This is a genomic window from Amycolatopsis sp. NPDC051371 (assembly GCF_040682155.1).
Taxonomy (GTDB): domain Bacteria; phylum Actinomycetota; class Actinomycetes; order Mycobacteriales; family Pseudonocardiaceae; genus Amycolatopsis.
Map to the genome: position 1 here is coordinate 117,398 of NZ_JBFBAG010000020.1, position 25,490 is coordinate 142,887.

Annotated in this window: 16 protein-coding genes, 1 pseudogene and 1 riboswitch; of the genes and pseudogenes, 3 read left to right on the forward strand and 14 right to left on the reverse strand. The window is 72.7% G+C overall.

Going from position 1 to position 25,490, the window contains the following annotated elements; genetic code table 11:
• On the reverse strand, positions 1-948 hold the full coding sequence (locus AB0M59_RS24580; protein WP_364618809.1) for an exopolyphosphatase: 948 nt from the start codon (positions 946-948) through the stop codon (positions 1-3).
• A 241-nt stretch (positions 949-1,189) separates the two neighbouring features.
• Here AB0M59_RS24580 and AB0M59_RS24585 point away from each other — a divergent pair, with 241 nt between their 5' ends.
• The gene (locus AB0M59_RS24585) at positions 1,190-1,786 is read left to right on the forward strand and encodes a class F sortase (RefSeq protein ID WP_364618811.1); all 597 of its coding nucleotides are present in this window, start codon (positions 1,190-1,192) and stop codon (positions 1,784-1,786) included.
• Between the two features lie 7 nt (positions 1,787-1,793).
• Here the strand turns inward: AB0M59_RS24585 and AB0M59_RS24590 are convergent, their stop codons facing one another.
• The 3 genes and pseudogenes from AB0M59_RS24590 to AB0M59_RS24600 form a co-directional block, all read right to left on the reverse strand.
• Entirely contained in the window at positions 1,794-2,834 is a 1,041-nt protein-coding gene (locus AB0M59_RS24590; protein WP_364618813.1) for an LLM class F420-dependent oxidoreductase, read from the reverse strand.
• A gap of 328 nt (positions 2,835-3,162) precedes the next feature.
• Positions 3,163-4,367, reverse strand: a pseudogene (gene fahA, locus AB0M59_RS24595) (fumarylacetoacetase).
• Positions 4,368-4,705: 338 nt separating this feature from the next.
• Positions 4,706-9,679: a DUF885 domain-containing protein gene (locus AB0M59_RS24600; protein ID WP_364618815.1), complete on the reverse strand. Its 4,974-nt coding sequence runs from the start codon at positions 9,677-9,679 to the stop codon at positions 4,706-4,708.
• 133 nt (positions 9,680-9,812) lie between these two features.
• Here AB0M59_RS24600 and AB0M59_RS24605 point away from each other — a divergent pair, with 133 nt between their 5' ends.
• On the forward strand, positions 9,813-10,850 hold the full coding sequence (locus AB0M59_RS24605) for an AsnC family protein (protein WP_364618817.1): 1,038 nt from the start codon (positions 9,813-9,815) through the stop codon (positions 10,848-10,850).
• A 171-nt stretch (positions 10,851-11,021) separates the two neighbouring features.
• Here the strand turns inward: AB0M59_RS24605 and AB0M59_RS24610 are convergent, their stop codons facing one another.
• From AB0M59_RS24610 to AB0M59_RS24655, 10 genes are all read right to left on the reverse strand, one after another.
• Positions 11,022-11,951, reverse strand: coding sequence for an RluA family pseudouridine synthase (locus AB0M59_RS24610; RefSeq protein ID WP_364618819.1), 930 nt, complete (start codon positions 11,949-11,951; stop codon positions 11,022-11,024).
• On the reverse strand, positions 11,948-12,520 hold the full coding sequence (gene lspA, locus AB0M59_RS24615) for a signal peptidase II (RefSeq protein ID WP_364618926.1): 573 nt from the start codon (positions 12,518-12,520) through the stop codon (positions 11,948-11,950). The genes AB0M59_RS24610 and lspA overlap by 4 nt, the downstream gene beginning before the upstream one ends.
• A 77-nt stretch (positions 12,521-12,597) precedes the next feature.
• Positions 12,598-13,242, reverse strand: a complete 645-nt coding sequence (locus AB0M59_RS24620; RefSeq protein ID WP_364618822.1) for a hypothetical protein — start codon at positions 13,240-13,242, stop codon at positions 12,598-12,600.
• A gap of 69 nt (positions 13,243-13,311) precedes the next feature.
• Positions 13,312-14,670, reverse strand: a complete 1,359-nt coding sequence (locus AB0M59_RS24625) for an aminotransferase class V-fold PLP-dependent enzyme (RefSeq protein WP_364618824.1) — start codon at positions 14,668-14,670, stop codon at positions 13,312-13,314.
• A 37-nt stretch (positions 14,671-14,707) separates the two neighbouring features.
• Positions 14,708-14,821, reverse strand: a riboswitch (SAM riboswitch).
• Between the two features lie 89 nt (positions 14,822-14,910).
• Positions 14,911-15,567, reverse strand: coding sequence for a M23 family metallopeptidase (locus AB0M59_RS24630; RefSeq protein WP_364618827.1), 657 nt, complete (start codon positions 15,565-15,567; stop codon positions 14,911-14,913).
• A gap of 318 nt (positions 15,568-15,885) precedes the next feature.
• Positions 15,886-17,364 (reverse strand): potassium/proton antiporter, encoded by a 1,479-nt coding sequence (locus AB0M59_RS24635; RefSeq protein WP_364618829.1) that lies wholly within the window; start codon positions 17,362-17,364, stop codon positions 15,886-15,888.
• A 95-nt stretch (positions 17,365-17,459) separates the two neighbouring features.
• The gene (locus AB0M59_RS24640) at positions 17,460-18,143 is read right to left on the reverse strand and encodes a metalloregulator ArsR/SmtB family transcription factor (protein ID WP_364618832.1); all 684 of its coding nucleotides are present in this window, start codon (positions 18,141-18,143) and stop codon (positions 17,460-17,462) included.
• Positions 18,144-18,219: 76 nt separating this feature from the next.
• Positions 18,220-19,842: a penicillin-binding transpeptidase domain-containing protein gene (locus AB0M59_RS24645; protein WP_364618835.1), complete on the reverse strand. Its 1,623-nt coding sequence runs from the start codon at positions 19,840-19,842 to the stop codon at positions 18,220-18,222.
• Between the two features lie 77 nt (positions 19,843-19,919).
• The gene (ileS, locus tag AB0M59_RS24650; protein WP_364618838.1) at positions 19,920-23,087 is read right to left on the reverse strand and encodes an isoleucine--tRNA ligase; all 3,168 of its coding nucleotides are present in this window, start codon (positions 23,085-23,087) and stop codon (positions 19,920-19,922) included.
• 240 nt (positions 23,088-23,327) lie between these two features.
• Positions 23,328-24,659, reverse strand: a complete 1,332-nt coding sequence (locus tag AB0M59_RS24655; RefSeq protein ID WP_364618841.1) for an MFS transporter — start codon at positions 24,657-24,659, stop codon at positions 23,328-23,330.
• Between the two features lie 64 nt (positions 24,660-24,723).
• On the opposite strand from AB0M59_RS24655, the gene AB0M59_RS24660 reads away from it, so the two are divergent.
• Positions 24,724-25,470, forward strand: a complete 747-nt coding sequence (locus AB0M59_RS24660; protein ID WP_364618844.1) for a metalloregulator ArsR/SmtB family transcription factor — start codon at positions 24,724-24,726, stop codon at positions 25,468-25,470.
• The last annotated feature ends 20 nt before the right edge of the window (positions 25,471-25,490 follow it).

The following is a 25,490-nucleotide window of genomic DNA, read 5'->3' on the forward strand; positions in this document are numbered from 1 at the left end:
TCAGGCCGCCACGACCTTGGTCCCGGCCTTTTCCCGCGCTTTGTCCTGCAGGGTCAGCAGCAGGCCGTCGCGGGTCGACCAGGGGCAGATCGAGACCTTGCCGCCCGCGACCGTGAGCAGCGCTTCCGCCACGATCGCGCCCGCCAGGGCCTGGTGGGCGCGGCTGCGGGAGATGCCCGGCAGCTCCGCGCGCTTCGACGGCGGCAGCGCGGCGAGCCGCGGGATCCAAGCGCGCAGGTCGTCGAGCCGCAGCTCCTTGCACTTGTTCGGGCGGGCCCCGGACAACCGCGCGAGCTGCTGCAGGACTTTCGAGCACCCGACGACGCGCGGGTCGTCGACGTCCGCGGCGCTCAGCGTGGTGGTCACGACGTCGAGCGCGTGCGCGCGCAACGCCTTGACCTGCTTGCCCGACACGCGTTCAGTCGGCAGCCAGTCCCGCGTCATCGACCGCGCACCCAACGGCAGCGACCGCGCGAAAGTGGCCTGGTCGCCGCTGCCGGCGGCCAGTTCGACCGTGCCGCCGCCGATGTCGAGCACCAGCAGCGGCCCGGCCTCCGCGCCGAACCAGCGGCGGGTGGCCAGGTAGGTCAGTTCGGCTTCGCGGCGTCCGGAGAGGAACCGCAGCTCGACGCCGGTTTCGCCGGCGACGTGCCGGACGACGTCGGCGGCGTTGACGGCATCGCGGATCGAAGAGGTCGCGAGCGGGTAGATGTGGCTCACGCCATGGCGGTAGGCGGTGGTCATGCCCGCGGCGACGGCGGCCGTGACGGCGGCGATGCCACGCGCGGAGAGCCGGCCGCGGTCGTCGAGCTCGCGGTCGAGGCGCAGCCGCGTCTGGTGGTTCAGCAGCGGCTCGCGCGGCGATCCGTCCACCGGGACCACCACCAGGCGGGCGCTGAACGATCCGACGTCCAGTACGCCCACCGCGGGTTCTTCGATTTTTCGCACGGTTCGGCGCACCTCACTTCCGGTCTGGTGGATATCCCCGGTTCGACAGGTCGAAACACGCAATACTGCCCGAAATCACCGCGGATCGCCGGTGATTGTCGGTTTTGACCCCTCCGGACGTGCCTTATTGACGCGAAGGTCACAGCCGGATAACCCGATCGAGTGAACTGCGGCACGCTGGACACGATTCGGTAACGCCCACTCTCCCACTCCCGACTTCACCGGTGTGCGGCAGGGGAACGTGAGCGAGCGGCATTCGACGCTCGTACGGCCGGCCGCCGCCGTGCTCGCGGTGGTGGCCGGGCTCGGTTGCGTCCTCCTCGGCGTCACGGCGGTGCTCACCCCGGGCGATCCGAGCACTCCCGGGGTGGCCGTGGACCGGCCCGTGACCGTCGGCGCCGGTGTCCTGCCGGCCGCGCTGGCAATCCCCGACCTGGGCCTCGCGCTGAACCACCTGGTCGACCTCGGCCACGTCGGCGGCCGCCGGGAGCAGCCCGGCACGGCGCTGGGCGTGGGCTGGTTCGCCGACGGCCCGGCCCCCGGTGCGCCGGGCGTCGCCGTGCTGTCCGGGCACGCCGGCTTCGGGTACTCACGCGGCGCGTTCGCCCGCCTCGACATGCTGAAGCCGGGCGCCCCGGTCGTCGTGCGCGACGACGAAGGCCGCGAGGCCCGCTTCACCGTCCGCAAGACCGCGACGTTCCCCGCGGACGAGCCGGACAGCACGCTCGTCGCGCCGGAAGGGCCGGGCCCCGAGCTGCGCCTGATCACCAGCGACGGGACCCACGACCTCGCCGGGATCGACTCCCCGCGAATCGCCGTCTACGCGGTCCCGGTCTGAGCCGCGCTCAGCCGAGCAGCTCCCGCAGCTGGGCCACCGCCGAAACCCGCGCCTCGCGGCCGGGCAGCATCGGGTTGACGACCAGCGTCGTCGCGCCGGCTTCCTCGAACGCCGCCAGCCGCTCCTTGACGTACCCGGCCGGGCCGACCAGCGAGATCGAGCGCAGCAGCTCGACCGGCACGGCCGCCGCGGCCTCGTCCTTCTTGCCGTCGAGGTAGAGGTCCTGGATCAGCTTCGCCTCGGCCTCGTAGCCGTAGCGGCGGGCGAGGTCGTTGTAGAAGTTCTTGCCGCGCGCGCCCATCCCGCCGACGTAGAGGGCGACGAGCGGGCGCAGGTGGTCGAGCAGCGGCTCGACGTCGTCGCCGATCGCCAGCGCGGCGCTGACGAACGTGTCGAGCTCGCCCAGCGCCGGGTCGCGCTTGGCCTTGCCCGCGGCCAGGGACTCGCCCCAGACGTCGGCGGCCTTCTCCGGGTGGAAGAAGATCGGCTGCCAGCCCTCGGCGATCTCGGCGGTGAGCGCGACGTTCTTCGGCCCGAGCGAGGCCAGCAGCACCGGGATGCGCTCGCGCACCGGGTGGTTGATCAGCTTGAGCGGCTTGCCGAGACCGGTGCCCTGCTCCGGCGGCAGCGGGATCGTGTAGTGCTTGCCGTCGTGGACGACGCGCTCGCGGCGCCACACCTGCCGGCAGATCTCGACGATCTCGCGGGTGCGAGCCAGCGGCGCGTCGTACTTCACGCCGTGGAAACCCTCGATGACCTGCGGCCCGGAGGCACCGAGCCCGAGGATGAAGCGGCCGTCGGAGACGAAGTCGAGGCCGGCCGCGGTCATCGCGGTGAGGGTCGGCGTGCGGGTGTAGATCTGGAAGATGCCCGACGCGAGCTGGACGCGCTCGGTCTTCGCCGCCAGGTAACCGAGCTGGCTGACGGCGTCGAAGGAGTAGGCCTCGGGAACGAAGGCGACGTCGAGGCCGACCTTCTCGAGTTCGACGATGTCCGCGACGCTGTCGGCGAAGCCTCCGGCGTAGTTGATCGCGGTCCCGATCCGCATGGCCACCTCCATTGCTGAGCAAGCGCTTAGTAGCGGATCCTAACGGGACCGGCCGGCCCGCGCGGCGGCGATGTGCGCGCCGCCACTCACCGGCCCGGGGCTCCGGCGGAGCCGGGTTCTCGGTGACGCTCCGGATCGTCACGGCCGGGCGCGGAATTCGCGTGCTCCGGCCCGGGCCGGCGTGATCACAGCCGGATCTCGCGTGATCCGGCCCGGAACTCGCGTGATCAGGGCCGTAACTCGCGAGTTCCGGCTTCAATCACGCGAGTTCCGGGTTCCGTCACACGAGTTCCGTGGCCGATCACGCGGGTTCGGAATTCGGCGCGGGTCAGCCGGGGACCACCGTGCCCCGGACGTCGCCGAAGCCGATCCGGGTGCCGGCCGGGCCGGGGGCCGTCGCGGTGATGACCACCTCGTCGCCGTCCTCCAGGAAGGTGCGCTGCTGGCCGCTGGGGAGGCGAGGGGTTCGCGGCCGCCCCAGGACAGCTCCAGGAGCGAGCCGCGCTGGTCGCGCTCCGGGCCCGTCACCGTGCCCGAGGCGAACAGATCGCCCGTACGCAGGCTCGCGCCGTTGACCGTCAGGTGCGCCAGCTGTTGCGGCGCCGTCCAGTACTGCGTGGCGAACGGCGGGCTCGACACCAGGTGGCCGTTGAGGCGGACCTCGATCGCCAGGTCCAGTCCCCACTTTTCCCTGGTGCGCAGGTAGTCGAACGGTTCCGGGTCCTGCGGCGGGCCGTCGACCCGCGCGTGCTCAAGCGCCGCGAGGGGGACGATCCACGGCGACACCGACGTCGCGAACGACTTGCCGAGGAACGGGCCGAGCGGCTGCGACTCCCAGGCCTGGATGTCACGGGCCGACCAGTCGTTGACCAGGCAGACGCCGAAGACGTGGGCCGCGAAGTCCTCAGTGGACACTCGCGTGCCCGGCGTGGACGGGACGCCGACGACGAACCCCACCTCCGCCTCGATGTCCAGCCGCCGCGACGGACCGAACGCCGGAACGTCGGCGTTGCGCGGCTTCCGCTGCCCGTGCGGGCGGACGACCGGCGTGCCCGACGCCACCACCGTGCCCGCCCGGCCGTGGTAGCCGATCGGCACGTGCTTCCAGTTCGGCGGCAGCTCGGCCGCGTCGGGCCGGAAGATCCGGCCGGCGTTGAGGGCGTGCTGCTCGCTCGAGTAGAAGTCGACGTAGTCGGCGACCTCGAACGCCAGGTGCGTGGTCACCTCGGCCAGGGGCACGAGGTGCGGGCGCAACTGGTCGGCGTACCGGGGTTCGGTCAGCCAGGTCCGGACGCTCTCGCGGACCTCCCGCCACGTGTCCGGCCCCGCGGCCAGCAGCGGGTTGAGCACCCCGGCGGTGAGCAGCGGCGCGAAGGCGGACGCGGTCTCGGCGGCCGCGGCGGTGAGGTCGAGGACCTGCTCGCCGACGAGCACCCCGACCCGCCGCTCGGGCGCGCCGCGGACCGAGAAGACGCCGTGGGGCAGGTTGTCCAGGCCGAACGGCGTGTCGTCGGCGAGGTCGAGCCAAGTCACGTCTGCTCCTCGTTGTCCGGACCGGACGGCGTTTCGGCTGCCGGGTCGAGCCAGGTCACGGCTGCTCCTCGTCTCGGTGGTGCCGGCTCCGCGGCGAGCCTGCGCGGAGGTCGAACCCGGTCACGGCCGCTCACCGTCCCGGTGATGCGGGCTCGGCAGCGGCGCGCCGGGTCACGTCCGCTCACCGCCCCTGCGGTGCCGGCCGAGTCCGGCCAGCCCCGGGGCTCGACCGCTCCGCTGTGCGGTCGAGCCCGACCGGGACGTGAATCGGCGCCACCTGCGATCGGTCACGATCGCGGCCGACCTCAACGGCGAGCCGCCGGTGAAGCCGGCCACGATCACTCCTTGTCCCCGGCGGAGCGCGCCGCCACCCAGGCGGCCACCACGTCCGCCAGGACCGGGAGCGGCAGGGTTCCGCTGCCCAGCACCGTGTCGTGGAACTCGCGGATGTCGAACCGCTCGCCCAGCGCCCGCTCGGCGTCGGCGCGCAGCCGCTCGATCTCCAGCCGGCCCACCATGTAGCCGAGCGCTTGCCCGGGGTGGCCGGCGTAGCGGTCGATCTCCGCCTCGATCTCGATCCGCGCCATCGGCGTGTTCTCGAGGAGGAAGTCCACCGCCCGCTGCCGGCTCCAGCCCAGCGCGTGCAGCCCCGTGTCGACGACCAGCCGCGCCGCCCGCATCGAGTCCTGCGTCAGCAGGCCGAGCCGCGAGACGTCGTCGGAGTACAGCCCCATCTCGTCGGCGAGCCGTTCCGCGTACAACCCCCAGCCTTCGGCATACGCGTTGAATATGGCGATCCGCCGCAGCAGCGGGACGCCGGTGAGCTGCTGCGCGAGCGTCAGCTGGAAGTGGTGCCCCGGCACGGCTTCGTGGAACGCGACCGACTCGCCGAGCGTCCGCTGCCGCTGGTCCGCCTCGTGCGTGTTGGCGTAGTACGTGCCCGGCCGCGAACCGTCGAGCGACGCGTCGATGTAGTAGGCGATCGAGCCGCTCTCGGCCTCGGCGGCGGGCACCGGGGCGACCTCGCACTTCTGCTCCGGAATGCGCGAGAACCACTGCGGCGCCACGGCTTCCGCCCGCGCGATCGTCTGCCGCGCGGCGTCCAGCAGCTCGTCACCGTCCCGCCAGCGCAGCGCCGGGTCCGTGCGGATCCGCTCGAAGATCTGCGCGAGATCGGTGGTGTCGAACACCTTCTGCCCCAGCTCGCGGTACTCCGCCGAGAGCTGCTCGATGATCGCCAGCCCGGTGTCGTGCAGGTCCTGGGCCGTGCGCTCGGTCGTCGTCTCCGCGCGGATGAGCGCCGCGTAGCGCTCCGGCCCGCCCGGCAGGTCGCCGATGCCCGGCGACGACTCCGGCCGCCCGGCCGGGACCACTTCGCCGGCCAGGAAGTCGCGGTAGCGCGCGTACGCCGGCCACACGACGTCCGCCAGCAACCGGTCACGCTCGGCTTCGAGCCCGTGGACCGGCACCTTCAGCGGGTCGGCTTCCGGGGCCGCGAGGTAACGCTCGACGTACCCGACCCCGATGCGCGCCAGGAACTCCGGCGGCGTGAGACCCTCGGCGAGCGCCGACCGCTGCCGCTCGATCAGCTGGTCCATGTACGTGCCGACCGCCGCGAGCCGGCTCAGGTAGCCGCGGGCCTTGGCCTCGTCGTCGATCACCGTCTGGGGCAGCATCATCAGCAGTTCCAGCGCCGGTGCGGCGAGCCCGTCGCTCACCGCGATGTCGGCGCGGCCGGAGTCGAGCACGTCGATCGTCGTGCGCGCCTGCCAGATCACGACGTCACGGGTGACGCGCTCGGCGGCCGGCAACGCCGCCGCGTCGAGTGCTTCCGCCCGCGTGATGATGCCGGCGAACGCGGCGCGCTGCCGGGCGCCCGCCTCGGCGGACTGGTCGGCGAGCCGGTCGTGCGCGCCCGGGAGGCCGTAGAGCGACGGCAGCAGCGGCTGTGCCTCGAACATCAGCTCCAGGCACTCGTCCGCGAGCGAATCCGGGGTGTCGGTCCGGCTCGCCACCCAGTCCGTGACGACCTTGGCCAGTGCCGGCAGCGGCAACATCCCGTGGCCCAGCACGACTTCGTGGAAGTCGCGGATGTCGAAGCGGTCGCCGAGCGCCGCCTCGGCCTCGGCGCGCAGCCGCTGGATCTCCAGCCGCCCCACCATGTACCCGAGTGCCTGGGCGGGCCAGCCGGCGTACCGGTCGATCTCCGCCTCGATCTCCATCCGCGCCATCGGCGTGTGGTCGACGAGGAAGTCGATCGCCCGCTGCCGGCTCCAGCCCAGCGCGTGCAGCCCGGTGTCGACGACGAGCCGGCCCGCGCGCATCGAATCCTGCGTCAGCATGCCCAGCCGGGCGACGTCGTCGGAGTACAGGCCCATCTCGTCGGCCAGCCGCTCGGCGTAGAGCCCCCAGCCCTCCGCGTAGGCGTTGAACATGCCGATCCGCCGCAGCAGCGGCAGGTCCCGCAGCTCCTGGGCGAGGCTGAGCTGGAAGTGGTGCCCCGGCACGGCTTCGTGGAACGCGATCGCCTCGCTGGTGAAGCGCGGGCGCTTGTCGGCTTCGTGCGTGTTGGCGTAGTAGGTACCCGGCCGGGAACCGTCGAGTGACGGCTGCAGGTAGTACGCGATCGTGCCGCTCGCCGCGTCGGCCTCGGGCACCGGCGCGACCTCGCACTTCTCCGCCGGGATGCGCGAGAACCACTGCGGCGCCACGGCTTCGGCGCGGGCGATGGCGTCCCGGGCCGCGGACAGCAGCTCCTCGCCGTCCCGCCAGCGCAGCGCCGGATCGGTGCGCAGGCGCTCGAAGATCTCGGCGAGATCGGTGGTGCCGAACACCTTCTGCCCCAGCTCGCGGTACTCCGCCGAGAGCTGCTCGATGATCGCCAGGCCGGTGTCGTGCAGGTCCTGGGCCGTGCGCTCGGTCGTCGTCTCCGCGCGGATGAGCGCCGCGTACCGCTGTGCCCCGCCCGGCACGTGGCCGATCCCGGGCGCGGTGTCGGGCCGGCCGACCGGCTCGACCTCGGTCCGCAGGAAGTCGCGGTAGCGGGCGTAAGCCGGGTGGACGACTTCGGCGAGCAGCCGGTCGCGGTCGGCTTCGAAGCCGTCGACGGCCGCCGTCGTGGCCACCTTCAGCGGGTCGCTGTCCGGCGAGGCGAGGTAGCGGTCGATGTACTCGACGCCCACGCGCGCGAGGTACGCCGCCGGCACGAGCCCGTCGGCCAGGCTCTCCCGCTGGCGCTCGGTCAGCGCCTCGAGGAACGTGCCGATCGCGCCGAGCCGGGCGAGGTAGCCGCGGGCCTTCTTCTCGTCGTCGAGCTGGTAGTACGGCAGGTAGAGCAGCAGCCCCAGCGCGGGCGCGGTCAGCCCGTCGCTGACCGCGATGTCGGCGCTGCGGGCCCCGAGCCGGTCGGCTTCCACCTCGGCGGAGGCGATGACGACTTCGCGCGTCACGGCTTCTTCCGCGGTCAGGCCCTCACCGGGCAGCGCCCGGGCGCGGGCGGCCAGGTCACGGAACGCGGCGAGGAACCGCTCCTGCGCGGCCCGGCTCTGGTCGGCGAGCCGGTCGTGGTCGGCGGGCAGGCCGAAGACCGACGGGTACAGCGGCTCCTGCTCGAAGGTCAGCTCGACGAGCTCGGCGGCCAGGCCGTTGGCCGTGTCGCCGTGGCCGGCCACCCAGTCGTCGACGACGGAAGCGAGTGCCGAAAGCGGCAGCGCGCCCCCGGCGAGCACGAGGTCGTGGAACGCGCGGACGTCGAACCGGGACCCGAGCCGTTCCTCGGCGCCGGCGCGGATCCGCTGGATCTCCAGGCGCCCCACCATGTACGCCAGCGCCTGCCCCGGCCACGCGATGTAGCGGTCGATCTCGGCCTCGATCTCGACGCGGGCCATCGGCGTGTGCTCGGCCAGATAGTCGACGGCCTGCTGCCGGCTCCAGCCCAGCGCGTGCATCCCGGTGTCGACGACCAGCCGGCCCGCCCGCATCGAGTCGGCGGTCAGCATGCCGAGGCGCGCGACGTCGTCGGAGTACAGCCCCATCTCCTCGGCGAGGCGCTCGCTGTAGAGGCCCCAGCCCTCGGTGTAGGCGGTGAAGCCGCCGATGCGGCGCAGCAGCGGCAGCTCGGTCAGGTCGGTCGCGATGCTGAGCTGGAAGTGGTGCCCCGGCACCGCTTCGTGGAACGCGACCGACTCGGCCGAGTGCCGGAACCGCTCGGTGGCCTCGTGGGTGTTCGCGAAGTAGATGCCGGGCCGGGAGCCGTCGGCGGCCGGGCGCAGGTAGTACGCCGGGGGCGCGCCGGGTGCGGCCTCCGCCGGCACCGGTTCGACCAGGCAGGGCTGCGCCGGGACGTGGCCGAACCACTTCGGGGCTTCGGCGGTGGCCCGGGCGACGGCGGTGCGGGCGGTGTCCAGCAGCTCGTCGGCGCTGCTCCAGCGCAGCTCGGGATCGGTGCGCAGCCGCCGGAAGATCTCCGCGAGGTCGTCGGTGCCGAACACCTTCCGGCCCAGCTCGCGGTACTCGCCGGCCAGCGAGTCGATGATGTCGAGACCCGTCCGGTGCAGGTCCTCCGGGGTGCGGTCGGTCGTCGTGTGCACCTTCGCGAGGCGCACGTACGTCTCTTCGCCGCCGGGCAGCCACTTCAAGCCGGGCTGCTCGGCGGACCGGCCGTGCGCCTTGACCTCGGTGACCAGGAACTCGCGGTACTCGGCGAAGGCCGGGCGCACGACGTCGGCCAGCAGCTCGTCGCGCCGGCGGCCGAAGTCCTCGTCCGGCGCGGGCTGGCGGCGCAGCGGGTCCGCGTCCGGGTCGGCGAGGTAGCGGTCGAGGTGCGCGATCGCGGCCTCGACCAGGTGCGCCACCGGGACGAGGCCGGCGGCGATGCCCTCGGCGTGGCGCCGCGCGGCCTGGCGCAGGTACTCCGGGATCGCGGCCAGGCGCCCGAGCTGGGCTTCCGCGACCTCCCCCGCCGTCACGGTCGTCATCGGCAGCGCGATGAGCAGCGAGGCCGCGGGCGCGACCATGACGTCGGTGACCGTGAACTCGGCCATCCGGCTGTCGATCGACGCGATGCGGTCTTCCGCCGTGGCGATCAGGACCTCACGGGTGACGCGGTCCTCGGCCGACAGCCCGGCGGCGTCCAGCGCGCGAGCGCGCTCGGCGAAGTCCGCGAGCCGGGCCCGGTGCGCCTGCTCGGCTTCGGCGGACAGGTCCGGCAGGCCGGGCTCGGCCGGGCGGACGCCCAGCAGCGCGGGCGTCAGCGGATCGGCGGCGAACAACGCTTCGACGAACTCGTCGGCGAGTGCGGTGACCGCGGTCATGGCAGGACCCCCAGCTTCGGTGATGTGCTCCACGGCCGACCCTAACGGAGATCACCGACAGGAACGGTGTGCTGTTCGCCGGGGGCGGACCACCTCGGCGCGGCCGCTCCGGCGAGGCGGTAGCGTTCAGCGGGTGGCCGTGACCGATCCCGTGGATACCCGACTGCTCGCCGCGCTCGCCGACCTCGGCAAGGCCGCGGTGCACGAGCTGGCGGCCAAGGTCGGCATGGATCCGCGCGAGGTCGCCTACCGGCTGGTGGCGCTGTCCGGCAGCGGGCTGCCGCTGCTCGTCGGCGTCGAGAGCGACCCCCAGGGGTTGCGGGCGGCGATCGCGGGCTCGCCGCCGTCGTGGGCGAACCGGCCGCCACCGCAGTTCCCACCAACACAGCAGTTCCCGCCGTCACAGCAGTTCCCGCCGTCACAGCAGTCCCCGCCCTCGCAGCAGTTCCCGCCTTCGCAGCCGGTGCCGCAGCAGCCCGCGCCGCCGATGCCGCCGCCGGGCCCGCACGGGGTGCCGTCCGGTCCGTACACCGTGCAGGGTGCGGCTTCGGGGCCGTACAACGTCCAAGGAGCGCCCTCGGGGCCGTACAACGTGCAGGGGACGCCGTCCGGGCGGTACCCGGGCCCGCCGCGGCCGCCCCAGCAGTTCGCCCCGCCGCCGGATCCGGTGGTGAGCACGTGGGGCCTGCCGCAGACGGCCTCGTGGGCCCGCGGTGACCAGCCCGGCCGCCCCGCGGCTCCGGCCGGGGGCAAGAAGGGCCGGCTCCGCGAGGTCCTGGAAACCCAGGGCCTCGAGGGCGAGCAGCTTTCGGTGCAGCTACTGGAGGTTCAGGACCCGGCGGACTACCTGTTCAGCGCGGCGGGCTACCGCTTGGAAGAGGGCGAACGCGCGGTGGTCGTGCACACCGAGATCACCAACCGCGGGGCGATCCCGTTCGCGTCGCTGCCGGACAACTACCTCGAGCTGCTCGCCGCCGACGGCGCCGCGATCGGCAAGGCCCCGGTGTCGCTGACGTCCCGCCCGCCGCACAAGATCGGCGTCCAGCCGGGCGAAACCCTGGGCGGCCACACGGTGTACGTCCTCCCGGACGCGACGCGGGTGGTGTCGGTGCGCTGGAGCCCGCGGCCGGAGCCGGACGAGCGCACGCTGACCTGGTCGATCGAGGACTAGTAGCTTTCGTCGCGCCGCGGCCGGTGCGAATGTCTTGAATGAGTCATTCAGGTCTTCGGAGGTCCTGAATGACTCATTCAAGACCTTTGGTCCGGGCTACCGACTCCGGCTCGGGCTCGGCGAACGCCCTGACTCCAGCGGCCCGAACCTCGAACAACTTGCCGAGCGCGATCAGTAGCTCTCGTCGCGCAGGATCTCCAGGGCCTTCGCCAGGTCGTCCGGGTACTCCGACTCGAACTCGACCCAGCGGCCGTCCGCCGGGTGGGCGAATCCCAGGGTCTTCGCGTGCAGCCACTGGCGGCTCAGGCCGAGGTGGCGGGCCAGGACCGGGTCCGCGCCGTACGTCAGGTCGCCGACGCACGGGTGCTTCAGCGCTGAGAAGTGGACACGGATCTGGTGCGTCCGCCCGGTTTCGAGCTTGATGTGCGCCAACGACGCCGCGCGGAACGCCTCGACCACCTCGTAGTGCGTCACGCTCGGGCGGCCGCCCTGGACGACCGCGAACTTGTAGTCGTGGCGGGGGTGGCGGTCGATCGGGGCGTCGATCGTGCCGCGCATCGGGTCCGGGTGGCCCTGGACGATCGCGTGGTAGCCCTTGTCGACCGTGCGTTCCTTGAACGCGCGCTTCAGCACCGTGTATGCGTGCTCGCTCTTGGCCACCACCATCACGCCGGTCGTGCCCGCGTCGAGCCGGTGCACCACACCCTGGCGCTCGGCCGCGCCCGACGTCGCGATGCGCAGGCCGGCCGCGGCGAGGCCGCCGACCACGGTCGGGCCGGTCCAGCCCGGGCTCGGGTGCACGGCGACGCCGACCGGCTTCGAGATCACGACGATGTCGTCGTCGTCGTGGAGGATCCGCATGCCCTCGACCGGTTCGGCGATGACCTCGACCGGGTTCGCCGGCTCCGGCAGCGTGATCTCCAGGAGCCCGCCCCCGGACAGCCGGTCGGACTTGCCGGCGGGACGGCCGTCGAGCAGCACGTCGCCGGATTCGGCCAGCTCCGCGACGACGGTCCGCGAAAGGCCCAGCAGCTTGGCGAGGCCGGCGTCGACCCGCATCCCGTCGAGCCCGTCGGGCACGGGGAGCATCCTCGAGCTCACGCCTGTTCCTCCGGCTGCTCGGCCTTCTTCTTGTCCTTGGTCGACGTGCCGTCGTAGTCCTTGCCCAGCAGGGACAGCAGCACGATCAGCGCGCCACCGACGCAGATCGCCGAGTCGGCGATGTTGAAGATCGCGAAACCCTTGCCGTTCGGGGCGAACGCCGAGATGAAGTCGACGACGTGGCCCTGCAGCCCGCCGGGCGCGCGGAAGATGCGGTCGGTCAGGTTGCCGGTGGCGCCGGCGAGCACCAGACCGAGGCCGATGGCCCAGCCGATCGAGCGCAGCCGCCGGGACAGCCAGATGATCGCGATGACGACGGCCAGCGCGACCAGCGCGAGCACCCACGTCATGCCGGTGGCCATCGAGAACGCCGCACCCGGGTTGCGGATCACCTGCAGGTAGATGAGCCCGCCGAGGATCCTCAGCGGCTCCTTGCCCTCGAGGTTGGCGGCGACCAGGTTCTTCGTCACCAGGTCGATCGCCCAGAACACGACCGCGACGGCGAACACCCAGCCCACGCGGCGCTTCGGCAGCGGCTTCACCGGCGTCTCGGCAACGGGCTCGGGCACCGCCTCTTCGGGCGCGGCGGTGTCGGGTTCGGAGTGGCTGGGGTCGGTGCTCACCGCTCCATTCTCCACGTCGCTGGTCAGGCCGTGTCGGCGGCGGTGACCGGTCCGCGCAGGAGCACGGCGAACGCGGCCCCGAACAGGACGCCCGCCGCCACGAGTGCCCCGGCCGGCGGCGCCGGGAACACCACCGTGACCAGGACGAAGACGCCGGTGACGGCCAGCACGAACCAGCTGCGTTCGTAAGCGGCGAGCACCAGGAGGCCGAGCGCCGCCAAGAGCGCGCCCCGCACGTCCCCGGGCAGCCGCAGCTCGAGCGCGCCGACCAGGTCCAGCAGCGGGACGGCCACCAGCGCGCCCAGGGTGCCGAGCACGAACCGGACGGGCCGGGGCGGTGTCTCCGCCCGGCGCAGGTTCAGCCAGTACCAGCCCGCCACGGCGAGCACCACGCAGGCGAGGCCGGCGAGCCAGCCGAGCGTCGCCGATGGCACGACGTCGACCGCGGTGGCGGTGGCGGTGCCCGAGAGCTGGTTGTCGGGGAAGCTCGTGCCGCCGACCCCGCCGGTGCCGAGGCCGGCCAGGCTCTGGCTCAGCTGGTACCCGCGCATGTTCACGAACTCGCCGGTGGCGGTGGCATCGGCCGGGATCAGCGCGACCGCCACCATCACGAGCTGCGCGAACCCCAGCGCCGCCAACGGGAACCAGGACCGCCGCGAACTCCCCATCCGGGCAGGATAGCGGCGAACACCCGGCGACGAGGACGGTCCTCGAGACGAGCGGCCGAGGCGAGCCGCTCAGCAGAACGGCGGCAGCTCCCGCGGGTCGCCGACCGGGGCCCAGCGGCCGTCCACCTTCGCGTACTCCCAGCGGGCCCCGCGCGCGACGATCCGGCGCAACGCCAGCACGACGCGGTCGACGTGCTCCTCCGTGCTGCCCAGCCCGAGGCTCACGCGGATCGCCTGCCGCCCGTCGCCGCCGGTGACGCCGATGAGCCGCCGGGCCGCGATGTGCGCGCAGAAAGCGCCGTCCCGGACGCCGATGCCGTATTCGGCGGACAGCACGGCCGCCACCCAGCCCGGGTCGAAGCCGTCGACGACGAAGCTGACCGTGCCGACGCGGTCGACCGGCGCGTCGAACAGCCGCAGCTCGGCGCAGCCCGGGATGCCTTCGAGACCCTTGCGCAGCCGGGTGAGCAGAGCCTGCTCGTGCGCCACGACGGCGTCCCAGTTCTCGCTGAGCGTCTCGCACGCGACGCCGAGCGCGTACACGCCGACGGTGTTGGGCGAGCCGGCTTCGTGGCGCTCGGGCCCGGTGTTCCAGACCACTGCGTCCTCGGTGACGAGCTTGGTCGCGCCGCCGCCGGCGAGGTACGGCCGCGCGGCGCGCAGCCAGTCGGCGCGGCCGATCAGCGCGCCCGCACCGAAAGGCGCGTACAGCTTGTGGCCGGACAGGGCGACGTAGTCGACGTCCAGCTCCTTGATCGAGATCCGGCGGTGCGGGGCGAGCTGGGCGGCGTCGAGCGCGATGCGGGCGCCGTGCTTGCGCGCCACGGCGGCGATCTCCGCCACCGGCAGGAGCTCACCGGTCACATTGGACGCTCCGGTCACGACCACCAAACGCGGTCCCTGCGGGGAATCCGCGAGGGCTTCGTCCACAGCGGACACTGCGGCGAGGCGGGTGCGCGGGGTCGGGATCCGCCGGACGTTCGGGCCCTGCCACGGCAGCAGCGCGGCGTGGTGCTCGGTGTCGAAGACGACTACCGTGGTGTGCCGGGGCAGGCTGCGGGCGAGCAGGTTGAAGGAGTCGGTGGTGTTGCGGGTGAAGACGACGGTGTCGGTGCGGCGGGCGTCGACGAAGCGGCGCAGCACGTCGCGGGTGCGCTCGTAGAGGCGCGTCGAGACCTGCGACGCGAAGCCGGCGCCGCGGTGGACGCTCGCGTACCAAGGCAGGAACTCGTCGACCTTCGCGCGGACGGCGTCGAGACAGGGGGCGCTCGCGGCGTGGTCGAGGTTGGCGTAGCCGACGGTTTCGCCGGTGACGAGCGGAACCCGCAGGGACGCTCCGGCGACGGCCGGAATGCTTTGCGGGACAAGGGTTCCAGGGAAATCAACCGGAGCGGTGGTCGTCCTGGTGCGATCGATGGCGAGAGTCATCGGTGCCTCCTCGGCGGTCCGGGGGACCCCGGCGAGGGGCCCGCGCTTGCCGGTCGCACCCGCGACCGGCCCGGTCTTCACCCGGGGCACCCCACCGCGGTAGGAGGGTTGCCGGCCAGCAAGCCGGGGCTTCGCGCTGGCACTCATGACCTGAGCCAGAAGGTAACCGAGAACGCCGCCGGCGGCCAACCCCCGACTCACATTCTGAGACGCCGCTCACAGGCTCCGCCTTCACGGACCTCAGAGTTTCGCGCGGAAGCGTCCCGGCAGCTGCGTCACGGCGCTGTCGGCGAGGTGCGTCGCCGTGCCGGTGTACTGCTCGGCGCCCGCGGTGAAGCGCCAGCCGCCGATGGTCTTGCCGTCGACGGCTTCGCCGCTGGCCGCCGCCACGGTCGTCGAGACCTCGGCGAACGACTTGCCGTCCCAGTTCGCCGCCGGGGCGTCCGGCAGGGTCCAGAGCGTGAAGTGCACGTGGGCGCCGGTGCTGCTGCCGCCGCACGGCAGCGCGTTGCCGGTCGAGCCGAGCTCGGCCCCGGCCTCGACGTGCTCGCCGTCGGTGACCTCGATGCCTTCCATGTGGTAGTACCCGGTCCGCCAGCCGCCGGCGTGGTCGATGGTCACCCAGTCGCCGCCCGCGCAGTGCTGCAGGTGGACGGTGCCGGCCAGCGGCGCGCGCACGGTGCGGTCGGCCGGGCTGAAGTCGATGGCGTTCTTGACGCCGGTGCTGCCGTCGTCGGAGTGGATGCCGGCCGAGTAGACCTGCTGGCCGGCCTTGAACGGCAGGGCGAGCGCCGGGAACGGAGCCACTTCCGCGATCGCGGCCGGCGCGGCGGCCAGCCCGAGGACGGCGGTCATCGCGGCCGCCAAGACCGCCCCACGAACGTCCAGTCTTGTCACCGTGCGTACTCCTTTGACCTAACGCTCACCCATTCGAACTAACCGGATCGAGCGCACAGTAAGCCAAAGATTGGATCACTGGGAAGATCACGTGATCTTTTCGCGAGGGCCGCTCACCCTCGCGGGAAAAGATCACCAGGTCGACGGGGAAACCGGACAAGCACCGGACAACGGCCAGCTCAGGGCATCGTCCGTGACTGAGGAGGCATCGCGTGTGATTGGAAGGGCATCACGCGTGACTGGAGAGGCGTCACGCGTGATTCCGGGGTCGACCCGAGTCGTCCGATCGGTCACGGTGCGGTCGCGACCACGAACGGGTTAACGGCCCGACTCGCCCTTCCAGCGGGCCAGGCGGCCGGCGCGGTCCACCGCACGGAGGCGGCGCTCGACGGAGTCGCGGACGACGCTCGTCGTGACCACCAGCAGCTGGTCGTGCTCCTGGAGCCGGCTGGTCTTCTGCGGTGTGAAGCCGGCGCCTTCACGCACAACCAGGCTGACCGTCGCGCCGACCGGCAGCCGCAGCTCGGACAGGTACACACCGTGCAGCTTCGACCCGAGCTGGATGCGGACCTGCAGCAGCTCGGCGCCCAGCTCGTCCAGTGGCGCAGAGTCGACTTCGATCTCGTGCGGCTCGGACTTCTTCGCCAGCCCGAGCCACCGCCCGAGCGGCCCGAGCGTCGCGCCCTGGACCAGCGTCAGCACGATGACCAGCACGAACACCGCGTCCACCAGCCGTTGCGCGCCCGGCACCCCCTGCGACAGCGGGATCATGGCGAGCACGATCGGCACCGCGCCGCGCAGCCCGGCCCACGACAGGAATGCCTGTTCCCGCCACGGCAGCCGGAACGGCAGCATCGCCAGCACGACCGAGATCGGCCGGGCCAGCAGCAGCACGACGGCGCCCGCGACCAGGCCCGGCACCACCGCCTCGAGCAACCGGCCCGGCGAGGCGAACAGGCCGAGCAGCACGAACAGCCCGATCTGCGCCAGCCAGCCGAGCCCCTCGGCGAACGACAGCGTGTCGGAGCGGTGCGGCAGCCGCGAGTTGCCGAGCACCAGCGCGGCGACGTAGGTGGCGAGCAGCCCGGACGCGTGCAGCAGCTGCCCGGACGAGTAGGCCACGACGCACACCGCGACCGTGGCGAGCGGGTAGAGGCCGGTCGCCGGCAACGCGGCCTTGCGCAGCGCGAGCCCGCCGAGCCAGCCGAAGGCGAGCCCGATCGCCAGGCCCGCCGCGAGTTCGTAGACGACCAGCAGCGGCAGCGTCCAGTCCACAGTGGCGCCTTCGGCCAGCACGACGACGGCGATGTACGCCGGCGCGTCGTTGATGCCCGACTCGAGCTCCAGCGCTCCGGTGAGCCGTTTGCCGATCCCGGCCGAGCGCAGCACCGAGAACACCGCGGCCGCGTCGGTCGACGCGAGCACCGCGCCCCACAGCAGCGCGAACCGCCAGTCGAGACCCAGCAGCCAGTGCAGGGCGGCGCCGGTCACCGCGACGCTCACCACAACGGCCACAGTGGACAGTGCGATCCCGGTGCGCAGCGCGGGTTTCACCGCCGACCAGCGCGTCGTCAGCCCGCCTTCGGCGAGGATCATGACGAGCGCGGCGAGGCCGAGCGACTGGGTCAGCTCGGGGTTGTCGAAGCGGATGCCGAAGCCGGCTTCGCCCAGCAGCACACCGATCGCGAGGTAGAGCAGCAGCGAAGGCAGGCCCAGCCGGATCGACACGCGCACGGCGAGCACGGAGGCGAGCAGCACGACGCCGCCGACGCCGAGCAGCACGGGAAGCTGGTCCATGCCGCCTCCCTCCGAGTGCCGTGGGCCCTCAGAATAGTGAAGCGGTCGAGTTAACTCCTTCGTGTACCGCTGGGGCGCGCCGACGGCGTGGTGTGTTAAGGCCCACCGAGCGCGGCGAGATCGACACCGAGCGCGGCGAACGGCTTCTGCGCCGCCGGAAACACCTTCACGGCGCGATGCCCGTCACGCCCGACCCAGCCGGCGTCGACCGCGCGCTCCAGCAGCGCCGCGGGAACGGCTCCGGCGAGGTGGTCGCGCCGCTCCGTCCAATCCAGACAGTCGCGCAGCGGCGACCGCCGCCCGCGCGCGACCGGCACGCCGAGCTCAGCCAGCACCTCGCGGCCGCGGCCGGTCAGCGCCAGCCCGCTGCCGGCGTCGAGCAGACCGGTGGCCAGCATGCCGTCGCGGACGGCGACGCCGAGCACGCCGGCGAGGTGGTCGTAGCAGGTGCGCGCGAACCCGAGCCGCTTCACGCGCAACGAAGACTTCAGCCCGGTCACCGGCCGGTGCTCGGCGTGCTGGGCGAGGTGCTCGATCAGCTCGGCGACGCGCGGGTCGGCGATCCGGACGTAGCTGGCCCGGCCCTGCTTGACCCGGGCGACGAACCCGGCGTCGACCAGCCGGGTGACGTGCTCGCTGGCCGTGGAGAGCGCGATCCCGGCCGCCTTGGCCAGCTCGCCGACGGTCCACGCCCGCCCGTCGAGCAGGGCCAGGCACATGGTGGCGCGGCTCGGGTCCGCGAGCACCGCGGCGACCTCGGCGAGAGCGATCGTCTCCATCCGACCACGGTACGGCGGCCACCCTTCGCCCGCGGCCGAAGCATCGCGGCACTTTCACGTGAAAGTGCCGTTCGGGTCAGAGGGCTTTCAGGAACTTCGCGGCCAGGGTGACCGCCGGGCCCGAGTCGTTCGAGTCCTCCAGGACCACCGCGAACGCCACGTTGCCGCGGTACCCGACGAACCAGCCGGTGGCGTCCGAGCCGTCGCCGAACTGGGCCGTGCCCGTCTTGCCGAACACCTCACCCGCGCCCGCCGCCCCGCGACCCGTTCCGCTGGTCACCACCGCGCGCATCATCTTCCGCACCTGGCCGAGCACCGCGGCCGGCGGCGGCGAATAGCCCTTGACGACCGTCGTCTCGAGGTCGTGCCACAGCCGCGGCGTCAGCGCCTTGCCGGACGCGACCGTGGCCGCCATCAACGCGCCGCCGAGGCAGCTCGCCTGGATCCGGCCCTGGCCGAATCCGTCCTCGACCTGCTCGTCCTTGCTCGCCGCGGGCTCGACCTTGCCCAGCTCGGTGTCGATCCCCGGAATCTCGTAGTCGGCGTTGAGGCCCAGCTCGTCGGCCGCCTTCTGCAGCCCGTTGGCCGGGAGGTCCAGCGCGAGCTGCCCGAACGTCGTGTTGCAGGACCGCGCGAACGCCGTCTGCAGGTTCGTCGCGCCGAGCTCGAAGCCTTCGTTCTTGACCGTCCGCGTCCCGATCGTCGCGACGCCGGGGCAGTCGACCGGCGAGGTCGCGTTGAGGCCGCTCTGCTGGACCGCGGCGACCGACGTCGCGATCTTGAACGACGAACCCGGCTCGTACAGCCCGTGCAGCGCCTTCGGGGCGTTCCCCGCGGCCGCGTTCTGCGCGACGGCCAGGATGTCGCCCGAGCCGGTGTCGAGGGCGACCATCATCGCCGAGCCTCGGTAGCTGTTCACCGCGGCCTGCGCGGAGTTCTGCGCGGCCAGGCTCAGGCTCGACGTCAGCGTCTTGGCTTCGCCGTCGGCCTTCCCGAACAGCGTCTCCACGCTCTTGCCGCTGGTGTCGACGCGCTCGACGGCGAAGCCGCCGCCGGCCGCCGCCGTGACCTGCCCGGTCAGCGCCGAACGCAGCAGCGGCGCCGGGTCGCCTTCGACCGCGTGCAGCCCGCCGGCCCCGCTGATCAGCAACGGCTTGCCGTCGCGGTCGGCCACGGCCGTCGTGTCCTGGACGGCCGTGCTGATCACCAGCCGCTGCCCCGCCTCCAGCTTCGGGTGCAGCAGCGACGGCGCCCAGTGCACGAGCCACTTCCCGCCGGCCTGGGCCAGCTGGAACGGCACGTCGTAGGCCCAGATCCGGCCCGGCTTCAGTGCCCACGACAGGCTGAACGTCCCGCCGGTCTGCGTCGCCCCCGCCGGAGTCGGCTGCAGGACGGTCAGCTTGGCCGTCACCGACGACGGGTTCAGCGTGTTCCGCGCGTCCCGCAGGGCCACCGCGGCCGCCGGCGCGGCGTCGGTCAGCCGGCTCGCCGCGTCCGGGTTGTTCTCGGACAGGTCCTGCAGGTACTCGGTGATCGCCGAGTGCGGGTCGCCGGCGCCCGGGCTCTCGACGCTCGTGGCGCCGGCTTCCGCCTCCGGCGCCGCTCCCCCGCCGTTCAGCACGAAGAACGCCGCCACCACGACCGCGACGACGAGCAACGCGCCGCCGATCAGGACGCCGCGTCTTTTGGCAGGACTCATTTCCGCGTACCCCTCCCCCAAGGAACGCCACCGTCGTGGGTGGCCGGCCGATCTTACCGGCCACCCACGACAGCCGGTCAGGCTTTTGCGACCGAAACCGTCACCTTCGTGCCGTCGCCGACCGTGCCGGCGGAGCCGTCGGTCACCGCGGCGTGGGTCACCGACGTCGCCAGCGTCTCCGACGCCAGGAACTCCTCGTGCGTCCGGGCCGCTTCGACGACGTCGGCGGGCGCGTCGACGGTCAGCGAGATCCGGTCGGCGACGTCCAGCCCGGCGTCGCGGCGAGCCTGCTGCACGACCCGGACCAGGTCGCGGACCAGGCCCTCGGCCGCCAGTTCCGGCGTCACCTCGGTGTCGATCAGGACCAGGCCGGACCCGCCGGGCAGCTCCGCCGCCGCGCCGCCGCTCTTGGCCACCAGCCGCCGGTCGAACTCGCCCTCGTGCAGCGCGATCCCGGCCGCGACGACGGCGCCGCCCTGGAGCGACCAGTCGCCCGCCTTGACGGCCTTGATCACCGTCTGGACGTCCTTGCCCAGGCGCGGGCCGGCCGCCCGCGCGTTCACCGCGACCTCGAACCCGCCGTGCGCGGCGACATCGGTGGTCAGCTCGACCGCCTTGACGTTCACCTCGTCGCGCAGGATGTCGGCGAACGGCGCCATCGACTCGGCGTCGCCGGCCGCCACGACCAGCGACGACAGTGGCAGCCGCACGCGCAGCTTGTTGCTCTTGCGCAGCGACAGCGCCGACGACGCCACCTGCCGCACCCGGTCCATCGCGGTGACGAGCGCCGCGTCGGCGGGCAGGTCGAGCGCGTTCGGCCAGTCGGTGAGGTGCACCGAGCGGCCGCCGGTGAGGCCGCGCCAGACGACCTCGGTGGTCAGCGGCAGCAGCGGCGCCGCGACCCGCGACGTCACCTCCAGGACGGTGTGCAGCGTGTCGATCGCGTCCTGGTCGCCGGCCCAGAAGCGGTCCCGGGAGCGCCGCACGTACCAGTTCGTCAGCGTCTCGAGGAAGTCCCGCACGGTCTGGCACGCGCCCGCGACGTCGTAGTGGTCCATCGCGGACTCGACGTCGGTGACGAGCTCGTGCGTCTTCGCCAGCACGTACCGGTCCAGCACGTTCGGCGAATCCGTGCGCCACTTGCCTTCCACGCCCTCGGCGTTCGCGTACAGCGCGAGGAAGTAGTACGAGTTCCACAGCGGCAGCACGGCCTGGCGGACGGCGTCGCGGATGCCCTTGTCGGTGACGACCAGGTTGCCGCCGCGCAGGATCGGGCTCGCCATCAGGTACCAGCGCATGGCGTCGGAGCCGTCGCGCTCGAAGACCTCGTTGACGTCCGGGTAGTTGCGCAGCGACTTGGACATCTTCGCGCCGTCCGAGCCCAGCACGATGCCGTGCGAGACGCAGGTGCGGAACGCCGGCCGGTCGAACAGCGCCGTCGCGAGCACGTGCAGCAGGTAGAACCAGCCGCGGGTCTGCCCGATGTACTCGACGATGAAGTCGCTCGGGTAGTGGTGCTCGAACCAGTCGGCGTTCTCGAACGGGTAGTGCACCTGTGCGTAGGGCATCGAGCCGGAGTCGAACCAGACGTCGAGAACGTCCGAGACGCGGCGCATGGTCGACTTGCCCGTCGGGTCGTCCGGGTTCGGCCGGGTCAGCTCGTCGATGTAGGGCCGGTGCAGGTTGTCGAGCCGCACGCCGAAGTCGGCCTCCAGCTCGTCGAGCGAGCCGTAGACGTCGGTGCGCGGGTACGCCGGGTCGTCGGACTGCCACACCGGGATCGGCGTGCCCCAGTAGCGGTTGCGCGAGACCGACCAGTCGCGCGCGTTCTCCAACCACTTGCCGAACTGGCCGTCCTTGACGTTCTCCGGGTACCAGGTGATCTGCTGGTTCAGCTCGACCATCCGGTCCTTGAACTGCGTCACGGCGACGAACCACGACGAGACCGCGCGGTAGATCAGCGGGTTCCGGCAGCGCCAGCAGTGCGGGTAGGAGTGGTCGTAGGTCTCGTGGCGCAGCAGCACGGAACCCTGCTGCCCGGCCGAACCCGTGCCGTTCTTGAGGTCGCGGACGATGTTCGGGTTGGCGTCGAAGACCTGCTGGCCCTCGTAGTCGGGCACGGTCGCGTCGAACTTGCCGTGCGCGTCGACCGGCGTGACCGGCGGGATGCCGGCGGCGTCGGTGACGGCCTTGTCCTCTTCACCGTAGGCGGGCGCGATGTGCACGACACCGGTGCCGTCCTCGGTGGTGACGTAGTCGGCCGCCAGCATCCGGTGCGCGTTCTCCGTGCCCACGAAGTACGGGAACGGGGGCGCGTAACGGCTTCCGAGCAGCTGCGCCCCGGTGTAGTGCGCGACGACCGTCGGCTCTTCACCGAGTTCACGCGCGTACGCGGCGACACGCGCTTCGGCGAGCAGGAACCGCTTGCCCGGGAGGTTCTCGCTCTCCACGACGACGTACTGCACCTCGGGGTGCACCGCGGTGGCGAGGTTCGACGGCAGCGTCCACGGCGTCGTCGTCCAGATCAGCAGGTAGGTGCCGTCGAGCTCGTTGTCGTTGCCCTCCAGCCGGAACCCGACGGTGACGGCCGGGTCCTGGCGGTTGCGGTAGACGTCGGCGTCCATGCCCAGCTCGTGGTTGGACAGCGGCGTCGCGTCACGCCAGCAGTACGGCAGGACGCGGTAGCCCTCGTAGACGAGTCCCTTGTCCCACAGGCGTTTGAACGCCCACAGCACCGACTCCATGTAGGTGACGTCGAGCGTCTTGTAGTCGTTGTCGAAGTCGACCCAGCGCGCCTGGCGGGTGACGTAGTCGCGCCACTCGTCGGTGTAGCGCAGCACGGACTCGCGCGAAGCCTCGTTGAACTTCGCGATGCCCATCTCTTCGATCTCGGACGTCTCGGTGATGCCGAGCTGGCGCATCGCCTCGAGCTCGGCCGGCAGACCGTGGGTGTCCCAGCCGAAGCGGCGCTCGACCTTGCGGCCCTTCATCGTCTGGTAGCGCGGCACCAGGTCCTTGACGTACCCGGTGAGCAGGTGGCCGTAGTGCGGCAGGCCGTTGGCGAACGGCGGGCCGTCGTAGAAGACGTACTCGTTGTCGCCGTGCTCGCCCGTGGGGCGCGCGTCGATGGTCGCCTGGAACGTCCGGTCCGACTCCCAGTAGGCGAGGACCTGCTTCTCCAGTGCGGGGAAGGACGGCTGCGACGGAACGCCGGTGCCGTCGTCCAGCTGGGCTTGGGGGTACATCCCGGTGCTCCTCGGTTCGTCGCTCGCGTACGGACGACCGGCTCCCGGTCACCCACACGGGGACGAAACGCCTGGCGGCGCACCGCGGTACCACCCCGCTTGCCCGGCGGTGGAGCTGCCGGGCCGCTCGTTCGACGGCTGTCACGGGCCGCACCCGTCCGGTTCTACTGCGAGCGTGAAGCTCGGTTCTTCCGGAGGCTCCCCGGTGATGGCCGGATCGACGCCTTGCTGGTTACCAGGTTAACCGGCCCGCGCAACCCGGTTGTCACGAGGGGCACGTACGCCGGCCAGCGTCACGCCGATCGCCAGCAGCCACAACGCTCCCGCGACCAAGCCGGCCTCGTGCAGCCCCGCGACGAACCCGTCGCCCGGCTCGCCGGCGACCGCGCCGAGCACCGCCACGCCGAGCGCGCCGCCGGCCTGGCGCGCGGTGTTGTTGATGCCGCTGGCGACGCCCGCGCGCTCGGGCGGGATACCGCCGACCGCCGCCGTCACCACCGCCGTCGTCAGCAGGCCCATCCCGACGCCGAGCCCGAGCAGCGTCGGCAGCAGGGCCACGTAGCCGCTGTTTCCGTTGAGCAGCACCAGGTTCAGCATGCCGAGCGCGCCCAGCGCCAGCCCGGCCACCATCAGCGGACGCGGCCCGAACCGGCCGGTCAGCCGGCCCGCGACCGGCGCCAGCACCGAAAGCGGCCCGAACAGCGGCAGCACCTCGAGCCCGGCTTCCAGCGGCGACGCGTGGCGCACGCCCTGCAGGTACAGCGTCAGCACGAGGATGGCGCCGATGCCGGTGAAGTTCATCGCCGCCGCGACGAAGTTCGCACCCGACGTCCGCCGGGCGACGTCGAGGGGCAGCATCGGGTCCGGGGACCGGCGCTCCACGGCCAGGAACGCGACCAACGCGACGACCGCCACCACCGCGGCGACCGCACTTCCGCCGATGACCGCGTAGACGCCGGCGCCGAGGGCGGGCGCGGCGGTGACGACGCCGGCGACGTCGACCCGGCGGCCGGAGGCGCGCTCGCCGCGCGGCACGAGCCGCCGGGTCGCGAGGGCGGCCGCCACCACGATCGGGACGTTGAGCCAGAACACCGGCCGCCAGCCCGCCGCCGACACGACGGCGCCGCCGAGCACCGGGCCCGCCGCCAGCGCCAGCGCCGACACCCCGGCCCAGACGCCGAGGGCCCGCGCGCGCTCCGCGTGTCCCGGATAGGCGTTCGTGATGACGGCGAGGGTGCCAGGCAGCAGCAACGCGGCGCCGAGGCCTTGCCCGGCCCGAGCGGCGACGAGCCACGCCGCGGTGCCGGCGAGTCCGCACGCGGCCGACGCCGTGCCGAACAGCACGAAGCCCGCGAGGACGACCCGGCGGTGGCCGAAGACGTCGCCGAGCGCGCCGCCGGTGAGCAGCAACGCGGCCAGGACGACGGAGTAGCCGTCCACCACCCACTGCTGCGCCGCGAGGCCACCGTGCAGGTCGGCGCCGATCGCGGGCAGGGCGACGTTGACGACCGTGACGTCCAGTTGCACCAGGAACATGCCGGCGCACATGGTGACGAGGAGGGCGGAACGCATGGTCCCAGTGGACCGCGCGGACGCTTCCGTCGCGGTGGAAGTGTGCCGGGGGCATCCTGGAGGCATGGAAGGCGACGCCGACATCGCCCGCACCGCGGCGCTGTTCGCGGACCCGGCGCGGGTCCGCGTGCTGCTCGCGCTCGCCGACGGCCGGGCACTGGCGGCGTCCGTGCTGGCGGCCGAAGCGCGACTGTCCGCGCAAGGGGTCAGCGCGCACCTGGCAAAGCTGCGGACGGCGGGCCTGGTGGTCGCGGAGAAGTCGGGGCGGCACCGGTTCTACCGGCTGGCCGGCCCGGACACCGCCGAGCTGATGGAGACGCTGGCGCGGTTCTCGCCGGCACAGCCGGTGTCGTCCCTGCGCGAGGGCACGCGCGCGGAGGCGCTGCGCACGGCTCGGACGTGCTACGACCACCTGGCGGGGCGGCTCGGGGTGGCGGTGACGTCGGCGCTGCTCGAGCGGGGTGCGCTGGCCGGAGCGGCCGACACGCGGCGGCGTCCGGGAGACCGGATTTCGGCTCCGCTGCGCGAACACCCGTACACGCTGGGTCCGTCGGCGCACTCGGTGTTCGGCGAGCTGGGCGTGGACCTCGACGCGGTCGCGGCGGGCCGCCGTCCGCTGCTGAAGTTCTGCCTGGATTGGAGCGAACAGCGTCACCACTTGGCAGGGGCGCTGGGCGCGGCCGTCACGACGCAGTTCGTGGACGCGGGCTGGGTGCGGCGGCGTGGGCAAGCGCATCGCGCGGTGAAGCTGACGCCGGAAGGAGCACGGGCGCTGGCCACCCATCTGGGCCTGAGCGACCTCGCCGCTTGACGGCGTGTCGTCGCGCCGGG

Coding starts and splice junctions, on each gene's coding strand:
- AB0M59_RS24590 (WP_364618813.1), bottom strand. CDS start 2,834: ATGCGGATCGGGACCGCGATCAACTACGCCGGAGGCTTCGCCGACAGC.
- AB0M59_RS24600 (WP_364618815.1), bottom strand. CDS start 9,679: ATGACCGCGGTCACCGCACTCGCCGACGAGTTCGTCGAAGCGTTGTTC.
- AB0M59_RS24620 (WP_364618822.1), bottom strand. CDS start 13,242: ATGGGGAGTTCGCGGCGGTCCTGGTTCCCGTTGGCGGCGCTGGGGTTC.
- AB0M59_RS24625 (WP_364618824.1), bottom strand. CDS start 14,670: ATGACTCTCGCCATCGATCGCACCAGGACGACCACCGCTCCGGTTGAT.
- AB0M59_RS24635 (WP_364618829.1), bottom strand. CDS start 17,364: ATGGACCAGCTTCCCGTGCTGCTCGGCGTCGGCGGCGTCGTGCTGCTC.
- AB0M59_RS24640 (WP_364618832.1), bottom strand. CDS start 18,143: ATGGAGACGATCGCTCTCGCCGAGGTCGCCGCGGTGCTCGCGGACCCG.
- AB0M59_RS24645 (WP_364618835.1), bottom strand. CDS start 19,842: ATGAGTCCTGCCAAAAGACGCGGCGTCCTGATCGGCGGCGCGTTGCTC.
- ileS (WP_364618838.1), bottom strand. CDS start 23,087: ATGTACCCCCAAGCCCAGCTGGACGACGGCACCGGCGTTCCGTCGCAG.
- AB0M59_RS24655 (WP_364618841.1), bottom strand. CDS start 24,659: ATGCGTTCCGCCCTCCTCGTCACCATGTGCGCCGGCATGTTCCTGGTG.
- AB0M59_RS24660 (WP_364618844.1), top strand. CDS start 24,724: ATGGAAGGCGACGCCGACATCGCCCGCACCGCGGCGCTGTTCGCGGAC.